Source organism: Acinetobacter sp. YH16032, assembly GCF_013417345.1.
In the GTDB taxonomy this organism is placed as follows: Bacteria; Pseudomonadota; Gammaproteobacteria; order Pseudomonadales; family Moraxellaceae; genus Acinetobacter.
Map to the genome: position 1 here is coordinate 41,860 of NZ_VPEE01000022.1, position 11,824 is coordinate 53,683.

The following is an 11,824-nucleotide window of genomic DNA, read 5'->3' on the forward strand; positions in this document are numbered from 1 at the left end:
TGTAATTGTGATATGATTCGCCATCATTTTTAAGCTCATTCATACTTTCAATGTATTGATGAGGGAGTTTGTGTTTTGCTGGTCGACACCCGAATAACATTACCGCTTGTTCTAATCGCGGTCTCATGTTTAATTTTTCCATTATTTAATCAAGTCCATTTCAATGTGTTTGGTATGAAAGACGTGCGTCTGATTGAAAATTTACAGGCTCTTTTATTGTTGTCCTTTGCAGTTATTAGCTATTTTTACATAAAGCCTTTGCAGCTTAGAGAAGGTAAGAAAGAGTTTTGGCTTTGGGCTGTTTGCTGGTGGGTTTTATTGTTTGGTCGTAGTACCAGTTGGGGGCGAGATTATTTCCCTGATGTCCCAAAAATCTATTTTCGAGGTATCTCAATTGTATTGATTGGGTCTGTGGTTTTTCCACTATTGAACCAAAAATTACGCACAGAGATTGTGAACAAGTTCAAGACAGCTATTATCCCAGTTTGGGCCTTGGTTTTGGCTGTGATTGGGCTCGTTGTTTCTGATGCGATAGAGCATCATCGCTTTATAGGGATGCTCCTGCTCACAGAAAATAGTAATGAAAGCTTACTCGAAGAGCTGTATGAGTTTCCGTTGATTTTAAGCTTATTTGCAATTTCTTTTAGTTTAATGAAAGCGGACAAGCGCGAACTTCATCATTGAAGAATATTCATGTATTTATAAAGATCCTTACGAGGATCTTTTTTATGTACAAGTAGCAAAAAAGTGATTTTTATCATTCATTTTAGGGCAATACTGTTTAAGAATTTTGTGTTGAAAATTTAGTCATTTTTATGAATAAAATTAAACAGATCATCCATAAAATTTAGGGACAAAAATACGGATTTGTGCTATAATTTTCGGCTGAGTTTTAGAATTTAGCTCCATAGATTTTGGGCTAATTTTTTGCAAGATTGATTATATAAATCGAGCAGTTTCTTCAAGCTGTTTGTAATAAGGAGTATGCATGAGCGTATCGGAAATTCGACCGATTGCCATTGAGGATGAACTGAAGAGCTCATATCTCGACTATGCTATGAGTGTCATTGTCTCTCGTGCACTACCAGACGTTAGAGATGGTTTAAAGCCAGTTCATCGCCGTGTTCTTTATGCGATGCATGAGCTTGGAAATGATTATAACAAAGCTTACAAAAAATCAGCGCGTGTCGTTGGTGATGTAATCGGTAAATACCACCCTCATGGTGACTTTGCTGTATACGAAACAATCGTTCGTATGGCACAAGATTTCAGTTTACGTTATCAGTTGGTTGATGGTCAGGGTAACTTCGGCTCTGTTGATGGTGACAGTGCAGCAGCGATGCGTTATACCGAAGTGCGTATGCGTAAATTAACGCATGAACTGTTAGCTGATTTAGAAAAAGATACAGTAGAGTGGGAAGATAACTACGACGGTTCAGAGCGTATCCCACAAGTTATGCCAACTCGTGTACCAAATTTACTCATTAATGGTGTCACGGGTATTGCTGTCGGTATGGCAACCAATATGGCGCCGCATAATATGACTGAAGTGGTCAATGCGTGTTTAGCCTATGCCAATAATCCGAATATCAGCATTGAAGGATTGATGGAACATATTTCGGGTCCAGACTTTCCTACAGGCGGTATCATTTACGGTAAATCAGGTATTGTTGATGCTTACCGTACTGGTAAAGGTCGTTTATTTATTCGTGGTAAGTACCATTTAGAAGAAGACCAAAAAACAGGTCGTACGACGATTGTATTCACTGAAATTCCATATCAAGTGAACAAAGCAAAAACGATTGAACGTATTGCTGAACTTGTGAAAGAGAAGAAGCTCGAAGGTATTTCAGAGTTACGCGATGAATCTGATAAAGAAGGGATGCGTATTGCAATTGACTTAAAGCGTGGCGAAAACGCTGAAGTAATTGTTAATAATTTATTCCAAAATACTCAGCTTCAAAATTCATTCAGTATTAATATGGTTTGCTTGGATAATGGCCAGCCAAAGCTGATGAATTTAAAAGACATCATTGCTGCTTTCATTCGCCATCGTCAAGAAGTTGTAACACGTCGTACGATGTTCGAATTACGTAAAGCGCGTGAACGTGGTCATATCTTGGAAGGTTTAACGGTTGCTTTAGCAAATATTGATGCCATCATCGAAACCATTAAAACCTCTGCGAATCCGCAAGAAGCACGTGAACGTTTGCAAGCAGGGGAATGGTCTGCAGGTGGTGTAGTTGCTTTATTAGAAAAAGCAGGTTCAGTTTCTGTTCGCCCAGATGAGATTGAGGGTGAAGATCCTAATATACCGTTTGGATTATCTGGCAATATTTATCGTCTCTCGCCGACTCAAGTGGGTGCAATTTTAGAATTACGTTTGCATCGTTTAACTGGTTTAGAACAAGATAAGCTGCATGCAGAATATTCTGAAATTTTGGCACAAATTGCAGAGTTGACAGCAATTCTTAATGATTTTGAATTGTTGATGAACGTGATTCGTGAAGAGCTTGCACTTATTCTTCAGCAATATGGTGATGAGCGTCGTACTGCGATTGTAGAATCTCGTGTAGATTTCTCTCGTGAGGATTTAATTCCAGAAGAACAAGTTGTTTTAACCGTTTCTCAATCAGGCTATGCGAAAACACAGCCACTTTCTGATTATGCTGCGCAACGTCGTGGTGGGCGTGGTAAATCAGCAACGTCTATGAAAGAAGATGATTACATTCAACATTTGATTGTGACATCTAACCATGCAACAGTTTTATGCTTTACCAATGTCGGCAAAGTCTATCGCTTAAAAGTTTTTGAAGTGCCTCAAGCTTCTCGTGGTGCAAAAGGTCGTCCTATGGTGAACTTATTGCCATTAGATGAAAATGAGACAATTACTGCTATTCTGCCAGTGATTGATGCACCGAAGAAATTTAAAGAACGTCTAGCCGATTTCCGTCAGTTTGTTAAATCTCATCAAGCTCAATTACAGCAAAACGAAATCATTGCTGCACACTATGATGCATTAGAAAGATCATTTGCTGATCTAGCAGATGGTGACGATCTATCGGACGAATTGCGTACACATCTGAAAGAGTTAGGAGTTGAATTATCAACTACAGATCTTAATGATGAAGTAGTAGTTGAATTTGCTGAGCTTGCAGAAAACTTACGTAAAAACTTCTATGTCTTTATGGCAACTGAATACGGTACGATCAAGCGAGTTGAACTTGAGCAGTTCTCTAATGTACGTTCAAATGGTTTACGTGCAATCGAGTTAGCTGGAGATGACCGTTTAATTGGTGTTGCGATTACTGACGGTGAACAACAAATTATGTTGTTCTCGAATGAAGGTAAAGCGATTCGATTTGCAGAAACTGATGTACGTGCAATGGGTCGTTCTGCTAAAGGTGTACGCGGTATGCGCGTAACGATTGGTGCAGCAGCTCAAGCCGATGAAAATGATGACACTGATGTAGATTCTGATGATGAAGATGGTTCAGATTCAGCGCTTATCAGCCGTATCGTATCATTGGTTGTTGTTCCTGAAACAGGTGAAGTACTGTGTGCTTCTGAAAACGGTTATGGTAAACGTACCCCTGTAGATGATTTCCCAACCAAGAAACGTGGTGGTAAAGGCGTAATTGCAATTAAGACTTCTGAGCGTAATGGTCAGTTAGTTGGTGCGGTTGCGATTGATGAGACTAAAGAACTGATGTTGATTTCAGATGGTGGTACTTTGGTACGTACACGTGCATCTGAAGTAGCACAAACAGGTCGTAATGCACAGGGTGTTCGTCTGATTCGTTTAGGCAATGAAGAATTACTTGTTGGTGTTGTTTCAATTGAAGCTGTAGAAGAAGATGAGTTTGTTGAAGAACTTGATGCTGAAATAGTGAATGTTGAAAATGTAGAAACTGATGTGGTTGATGCTTCAGAACAAATGAACAATACCCCAGAAGAATAAATCCTTTGAAATATGAAAAAGGGCGCTTAGGCGTCCTTTTTTATCGACCAAGATTGATTAAGGAATAATAGGATGCAAAAGAGAATTTGGTTATTAACAACAGTGTTGGCATTGGCTGCTTGTGATCGGAATATCAGAGATTCCTGATCCAAGTCCAGCACAAACCAAAGCTGCGGAAGTTGCATACGATGACTTACGAGATGGTAAATTTGAGGATTTTCTTGCTCATTTAGAACCTGAGTTACAGGCACATTTTAAAGAAAATGAGAAAATTATGAAAAAATTCTCTCATCAAATTCCAAAAGGTCAGTACAAGTCCAAAACTCTATTGATTAAGAAAATCGAAGAAAGTACAGCAGCACCGAGCCAATACAAAGTCAGTTATGAAATTGCTTATCCTAAAAATTTAGTGCAATACGATGTGAGCTTCGATCAACCGAATGGCAGCACAAAAATTCGTAATTTTAATATTCAAGTCTTTGGTGGTTCGCAATAATTTATGGGCTGTGATACTTGCTGATTAAACGATGATAAGCAAAGCCTAAACAGATCAAACCAAAGACGGTCAAATAAGCCAGTTTAGGTAAAATGAGTGCGATAGACACGCCCATTTGATTGAGTTGAATAAACATTTGCACGATTTGCGTCGATGGAAGTGCTTGCCCAAGGATTTGCATCCACTCGGGCATAGCACTATGTGGCCAAGCTACGCCTGAAAGCATAAATAAAGGGATAGAAGTGAAAACGATGATATGACCTGCACGCTCAGGCAGATCTAAAAAACTTGCGAAAAGTAATGTCATCGAAATTATACAAAATACCGCAATAGGCACAGCAATGAGCATTCCAATAAAATTGCCACCACGTGGGTAGTCAAACCACCAGAAAGTAAAACCAAATAAATAAAAACAACCAAGACAGCCAATGGTTAAAATTGCAAGTCCAATTCCAAGCAGATTCATACGATTGAATGGTCGATGTTGTTCACGATAGATCGCAATCAACATACTTAAACCGAGCAAAATTGTTTGGTGAATAATGAGTGGAGCAACAGCTGGAAATACGTAACTTCCATAACCAGAAAGTGTATTAAACAAAGGAATTTGATGAATTGAAATCGCAGGTGAGAACTGAGAAATATTACTAAAGCGTTCAGCGTATTCACTTAAGGTATTTTCAACAGAACTGACCAGCCCTAAACTAATTTGTTTGGTTACTAAAAAATTTGCAGCGCTTAAATACAGCCCAATCCCACCATTTTCACCATGATGTACTGATTGCGAAAGATTGGCAGGCAGTAGTAATATTCCATCTGCTTTTTGTTCTTCAATCCATGATTTCGCTTCAATAAAATTGCTTGTGACTGCTTTAATATCGACATTTGGGCTTTGACCAACCTGATTGATAATCGTGGTCGTTAGCGCACTTTGTTCTTCATCGACAATAATGATGGGAAGTGCTTCAGCTTGTTGTGCCTGATAGGCAGTGGGGTAAAAGAAACTGTAAAACACAACTGAAAGAATCAGCGTGGTGAAAATACTCGTATTCGAAAAAATATCTTTAAATGTTTGTAAATAGACTGCCCAAAGTGATCTCATTGTTGCATACCTTTGGTTATTTTCTTTAAAAATAGATAAGCAAGGGCAAGGGAGAAAGCTACATAGATCAATAAAATGATGATGGGTTGAATTGAAATGGACAGTGGACTACCGATCACCCATTGTTCAGTTTGTAGCTTTGCATAGGGGGTGAACGGAATAATATTTGCCCAAAATTGAGTAAAGAGAGGAGCGTTATTTAAAGGTAATGTCACGCCTGCAAAACTTAATGATGAGCCACCATAGACTGCCAAAAAACCAAATGACTTAGATAAATCTTGTGTAGCAAGGACAACTGCTGAACTTAAAAATGCGTATGCACTATAAAATAAAATTTGACCGAGTAGTATCAACCATAGAGAACCTGCAATAAACCAGCCTCGAACTTCAATTAACCAAAACATCCATAGCCATGTCCAAAGGCAGAATATACAGATATACACAAGATTTTTGGAAAGTAATGCTGACCATAAACCTGAAGACTGTAGCCAACTTTTTAATGTATGCCGTTTAATTTCTTGTCCAACGGCAAAGGCGATACAGCAACACAGTAAAAGATGCAAAATTGCGGGAACCATATAAGGTTCTAAGTAGAACTCATAATTGAGTTGTGGATTGTATAAGGGCGATATTTTGACATGTGGCGTGGGGGCATCGACATAGGGTAAGGCAGTACCGAGATATTGTTGACCACTAAATTCTGCTAAAGCACTTAAGGTACTGACCAGCATCGCAGATGAAATCGTATTACCAATACTAAAATAACTTTGATTAAACGCGATACTAATTTCTGCATCCTGTGCAGCAACCAAATGTTGCTCTGCACCATTTGGAATATGGATATATCCCCAAATTTTGTTTTGGTTCAGAAGTTTTTCAACTTCTACACTCTGCTCAGATACGGTGTAAATCTCAAGACTATGATTGAGGGAGACCCGCTCATATATGGCATGGCTGAGTCGACTTTGGTCTTGGTCAATAATTGCTATAGGTAGATGGCTCGGCTTGCCTTGGCTAAACATGCTGCCAAGCAGAACTAGAACGCAAAGTGGTGCTACTAAGACTAGAGCTAAGTCCCATTTTTCATGGATAAGATAGCGGAGTTCGCGTAAAACTCCTGACCAAAACGGCAGCATTATTTTGGCTCTTCAAGTTTAAACAAAACACTCATCCCAGCTTTTAGCTCGGGCATTGCAGTTTGTGGTACTAAATGCACTTTAAAACTTCGCACATCATAACCACCTGTTTGACGGGTAGTTTTAATGGTGGCAAATTCACCTTCGGCACTAATATTTTTTACTTTAAATTTTGCATTTTGATTTAATGCAGGAATAAATCCTTCAAGGGTCGCATTTTGTTTTAAGGCACTGTATTGGTCTTCACGAATATTAAGACTCACCCAACGCTCAGCAGAAATCAAGCTGACCACAGGTACAGCCATTGCCACGAGTTCGGACAAATTTCCGTAAGTTTTAGATACTGTACCGTCGATCGGAGCAAGTAACGCTGTTTCAGCTTCAAGTGCATTAGCTTCATTTAGAGCAGCTTGTGCAATTTGTACTTGAGCATCTGCGGAGCTTTTTTGCTGAGGTGTGCTACCACGTTCTGCACGTGTATATTGCTGGTATGCAGCTTCAGTCATTTGGGCTGAGGATTGTGCTGCAGCAGCTAATTCATCACGTCGTTGACGAGAAATAACACCCTCTTTAAACAAATTTGCCGCACGTTGATAGGACACTTGAGCAAGGTCTTGCTGTGCTTTTAAAGCTTGCCAGTTGGCATAGAGGCTCGCAATATTTTCATCTTGAGATCCACGTTCAGCAGTCGATTGTAAGGCTAGAGCTGATTGTAAGGCAGCCAAAGCTTGCTGCTTTTTGGCTTCAACTTCAGGGCTTTTTAAGCGAACAAGCGTTTGACCTTTTTTAACAGTGTCACCCTCATGTACAAGTATTTCTTCAATACGGCTGGGTACTTTGGTTGCAACTTGAACAGTTTGTGCGTCAACACGTCCTTGTAGCTCAATCATTTGAGGTTGATAACTTTTCCATAGTCCAAAGCCTATAATGCCTAAAAAGATCGGAATTAAAGCCAAAAGTAGATATTTTTTCTTTGATTTTTCTTCTGCTTGGATGTCTTGATTTGCAATGTTGTTGTCTTTTATTGAATGGGTAGATTCATTAGAAACATCGTGATCGAGTGAATCATCTGGCTTTTGATTATCAGTCATGGGATGCTCCATTAACGAATATAGTGTGTATTGGTATGTTGCATAAAGCTTTGAAACTCAGCAATTGAACCATGACTTTGTAAAAGTGTTGCGAGTGACATCACATATTTATAGGCATTTAAAGCCATTTCTGCTTTTAAACCACTCAGCATATTTTGGGCATCAATGACTTGCATGGCTGTGCCAACATCTTCTTTAAAAGACAGGGTTTGTATCCTTAAATTTTCTTGAGCCGCTTTTAGATTTTGCTGTAATAGCACATCACTTTGTTGTGCACTGATAGCTTCGCTATACGATTTATAAATAACATTTTCAATTTCTTGCTGAGTACGTGCTGTCATCAGCTCTGTGGCATAACGCTTTAATTCTGCTGCTTGAATATTTTTATTTTTATCAATGCCTGAAAATAGGTTGTAACGCGCTGCGACACCGATAATCCAGTTTTCATTGTGATCCAGACTATATTCACCAAAGGCAAACACATTGGGTTTCTTAGTTGCTTGTTGCGCTTTGACATTGGCTTTGGCGAGTTCAGTGTCCATTTGCATTTTTTGTATCAAAGTCGAGTTTTGTTTAAAACTGTTCAGTAGGGCATTAACACTTTGTGGTTCTGAATGATTTACAAATAATGGTGTGCTTAAATCGGTAATGCTGCTTTGTTGTAGTAAATTATTGAGTTGAAACAGTGCCGTATTCAGATTGGCTTGGCTACTTTGATGACTACGCTCAGCATTATTTTTTGCAACTTCAAATTGCATACGCTGACCTTTGCTAATAAAGCCTTGCTGTTCAAGTTTAAGTGAGTTTTTATAATGTCGTTGCATGGCATCGAGATTAAAACCTGTTGAAGCTTGAAGTTGTTTTTGTAGCTGTACATTGAAATAAGCTTGGATTAGCTCAAAGCGCTGTGTATCTTGTTGTTGTTTATTGCTGAGTTCACTACGACCAGCTTGTATGGTTGCAATTTCTTTTGCACTCGTCGTTAAACCACCCGTATAGAGTGGCATCATTACGGATATAGTCGGGCGTATGACTTGATCTTCAAGTATCACGTTAGAGGTATCGGGGATTAAACCAATACCACTATGAATTGTGTTGTTAATTCCGTTTTGTAAAGGCTCAGTGATGCCTGATGGTAAGCCATTATGGCTTTCCCATTGATTAATTTGCCCTGTAATACCTTGGGAAAGACCATTTTCTAAATTGTTTTTAAATTGCTTGAGTGGAATATCCACTTCACTATGAAAGGCGTAGGCGCGGACATTGAGGTCGACACGGGGGAGTCCGATATTTTTGACTGCTTCTGCTTCAAGTTTAGCTGCATGTTCTAGTTGGTTAAATGCTTGTGAACTATAAGAGCTTTGTAATAGTTGACGTTCAGCATCTTGAAAACTGATACTTTGTGCATGGCTCTGAATGATATTTAGCATCATAGCTGTCAGTATGCTTAACCCAAAAAGGAGGCGAGGTTTATTGTTTTTAAGATTCATGAAGTCAACAAAACTTTATTATCAGTCAATCTAGGAAGGATTATAAATCAAGGCGTTGCTCTGAGGGTGAAAAGCAAAGTTGTAATATTGTTTCGAAGATGAATGAAGAATAAAAATAAGGACGCTTGAGCGTTCTTATTTATTCTTAATACCTTTCCTTTTCATAAATCTATTATGGGCAACCTTTTCTCTATACTCTTTTAGTAATCTAGGATTATTTGAAATCAGTTCATCCATATTTTTCTTGTTACCACGATATTCTGGATTTTGCTCCCTCATTTTTTTGAGATTGACACGTTTTTCACCAGACTTTAAAGAATATATGAAACTCGCTGATGCACCATTCTTTAAAACTTGTTCAGTAAATTGAGGTGTAGCAATATTTGTAAAAAAATAATTACTTTTATAGCTGATCATCGATTCAAGTATGTCTTGAGGGATAAGTAATACAGGTCCTAATACATCATTTGGACCCCAAGGTACATGTGGTAAGCTAAATTTTGCTTGTTTCCACTTCAATTCATCAGTACAGAAAAAATGGATAAAATCTTTAGTTTCACTTGTAGGTATACCTAATTTATTACATTGTTCTAAGGTGAATTTAGCGAAGTGTTTTATGCATATATTTGTCGTGATGTCAGAAATGGTATCTGGACCAATACCATGTGCTACTAAAATCAATTCTTCTAAGTCCGATAAAAGACCTGTCTGTGCGGCTTTGGAAGACTTAAGGCATGTTATAATATGTTCAACCTTAATATCTTTTGATCCTTTACCATTCACTCCATTTTTAGTTACGCCAATACCTGTAAATTTGGGTTCAGGAAAATGATTACAAAGTTCTCTAGCTTTTAAATCATCTTGGTCTTTTAAGGCTTCCATTAAACACTTCATAAAACTTTTTTGTGTTTCAAGTGCAGATTTACAGTGAATATTATCTGTACGTGTTAGATAGTAACTATCAATATAAAGTTTAGTATCAGTTTTTAGATTAGGATTGAAGAAATCTAGCTTCTCGCTGCTAGGGCTAATTTTAAAGTGATCTAAGAATGTTGTCATTTGTTAATTATCCTAAAGATATTGTTTAAAAATATCATTGAATAAAAAAGTAAAGTGATCGTTCATCCTTGATGCGACACAAAATGTCGTTTAGGTTTTGTTTCTAGAATTAAATTTATCCTCATCATCTACATTGATTTTTTGACTGTAATTACAGTTTGAGATTGAAATAATTTTGTGCAAGACTGCGCCATATATGGTTAAATGCCACCATTTTATTGTGTCTCACATAGATAAGGAAAACTCATGCGCGCGTACAACTTCTGTGCTGGTCCTGCTGCATTACCTACTGCCGTTTTAGAAAAAGCCCAAGCTGAAATGCTAGATTGGCAAGGCAAAGGTCTTTCGATCATGGAAATGAGCCACCGTAGTTCGGACTACGTTGCTGTAGCTGCGAAAGCAGAAGCAGATCTACGCAAGCTGATGAACATTCCTGAAAACTACAAAGTGTTGTTCTTACAGGGTGGTGCATCACTTCAGTTCTCTGCAATTCCATTAAACCTTTTGGGTAAAAACAGCAAAGCTGATTATATCCACACAGGTATTTGGTCAGAGAAAGCTTTAAAAGAAGCGCAGCGCTATGGTGATATCAATGTCATCGAAGCGGGCATTAAAGATGCTGATGGTAAATTGGCAATTTCTGAAGAACGCACTTGGAATTTATCTGAAGATGCGGCTTATGTACACTATGCAGACAACGAAACCATTGGTGGTATTCAGTTTAAAAATATCCCAACAACAGATAAACCATTAGTTGCAGATTTATCTTCAAGTATTTTGTCTGCTCCAATTGATGTGACTAAATTTGGTCTGATTTATGCTGGTGCGCAAAAAAATATCGGTCCAGCAGGCTTAACGCTTGTGATCGTACGTGATGATTTACTCGATCAAGCGAAAGCTGAGATTCCAAGTATTTTGAAATATAGTTCACAAGCAAAAAATGACTCAATGGTAAATACGCCATCAACATATGCTTGGTACTTATCAGGTCTTGTATTTGAATGGTTGCTTGAACAAGGTGGTGTAGAAGCAATTGCGAAAGTAAACCAAGCGAAAGCTGAATTACTATATGGTTATATTGACTCTAGCGATTTCTATGCAAACCCGATTGCTAAAGAATACCGTTCAATCATGAACGTGCCTTTCACTTTGGCGAAACCTGAACTTGAAAAACAGTTCTTGAAAGAAGCTGAAGAAAATCATTTGTTGAACCTTGCAGGTCACCGTTCAGTAGGTGGTATGCGCGCAAGTATTTATAATGCTGTGCCACTAGAAGGTGTTCAAGCACTAGTTAACTTTATGGACGACTTTGCAAAACGCAATGCTTAAAATTAGATCGTAAAAAAAAGCCTGTCATATGACTAATGCCAGTCAGTTAAGAGATTGACTGGCTTTTTCTTGGGTATTTTTGAGGTTTTCCTTTTACAACCCTTGGATAACTCCTCACTCTTCTCTCAGGTATAACATACCGATTAGATTTCTCCATTAA

At 38.3% G+C, this 11,824-nt stretch carries 8 protein-coding genes and 1 pseudogene; 4 read left to right on the top strand and 5 right to left on the bottom strand.

Annotated features, from left to right (window positions below; translation table 11 throughout):
• Positions 1 to 174 precede the first annotated feature (174 nt).
• The 3 genes and pseudogenes from FTV32_RS11500 (at position 175) to FTV32_RS11510 (ending at position 4,457) form a co-directional block, all read left to right on the top strand.
• Positions 175 to 684: a hypothetical protein gene (locus FTV32_RS11500; protein ID WP_257227625.1), complete on the top strand. Its 510-nt coding sequence runs from the start codon at positions 175 to 177 to the stop codon at positions 682 to 684.
• A 304-nt stretch (positions 685 to 988) separates the two neighbouring features.
• Complete coding sequence (gene gyrA, locus FTV32_RS11505; RefSeq protein WP_180028710.1) at positions 989 to 3,961, top strand: DNA gyrase subunit A; 2,973 nt, start codon at positions 989 to 991, stop codon at positions 3,959 to 3,961.
• A 72-nt stretch (positions 3,962 to 4,033) separates the two neighbouring features.
• Positions 4,034 to 4,457: pseudogene (locus FTV32_RS11510) on the top strand (DUF3887 domain-containing protein).
• A 1-nt stretch (position 4,458) separates the two neighbouring features.
• On the opposite strand, the gene FTV32_RS11515 reads toward FTV32_RS11510, so the two are convergent.
• The 5 genes from FTV32_RS11515 to FTV32_RS11535 form a co-directional block, all read right to left on the bottom strand.
• Positions 4,459 to 5,559: an ABC transporter permease gene (locus tag FTV32_RS11515; protein ID WP_180028711.1), complete on the bottom strand. Its 1,101-nt coding sequence runs from the start codon at positions 5,557 to 5,559 to the stop codon at positions 4,459 to 4,461.
• Positions 5,556 to 6,695, bottom strand: coding sequence for an ABC transporter permease (locus FTV32_RS11520; protein WP_180028712.1), 1,140 nt, complete (start codon positions 6,693 to 6,695; stop codon positions 5,556 to 5,558). The genes FTV32_RS11515 and FTV32_RS11520 overlap by 4 nt, the downstream gene beginning before the upstream one ends.
• A complete protein-coding gene (locus FTV32_RS11525; protein ID WP_180028713.1) occupies positions 6,695 to 7,786 on the bottom strand; it encodes an HlyD family secretion protein in 1,092 nt (363 codons plus the stop codon). Before FTV32_RS11525 ends, FTV32_RS11520 begins: the two co-directional genes overlap by 1 nt.
• An 11-nt stretch (positions 7,787 to 7,797) precedes the next feature.
• A complete protein-coding gene (locus tag FTV32_RS11530; RefSeq protein ID WP_180028714.1) occupies positions 7,798 to 9,276 on the bottom strand; it encodes a TolC family protein in 1,479 nt (492 codons plus the stop codon).
• A 135-nt stretch (positions 9,277 to 9,411) separates the two neighbouring features.
• Positions 9,412 to 10,335: a hypothetical protein gene (locus FTV32_RS11535; protein WP_180028715.1), complete on the bottom strand. Its 924-nt coding sequence runs from the start codon at positions 10,333 to 10,335 to the stop codon at positions 9,412 to 9,414.
• A 246-nt stretch (positions 10,336 to 10,581) separates the two neighbouring features.
• Between FTV32_RS11535 and serC the strand changes: the two genes are divergently transcribed.
• Positions 10,582 to 11,664 carry a 3-phosphoserine/phosphohydroxythreonine transaminase gene (gene serC / locus FTV32_RS11540; RefSeq protein ID WP_180028716.1) on the top strand — a complete coding sequence of 361 codons (1,083 nt, stop codon included), beginning with the start codon at positions 10,582 to 10,584 and terminating at the stop codon, positions 11,662 to 11,664.
• Positions 11,665 to 11,824 lie beyond the last annotated feature (160 nt).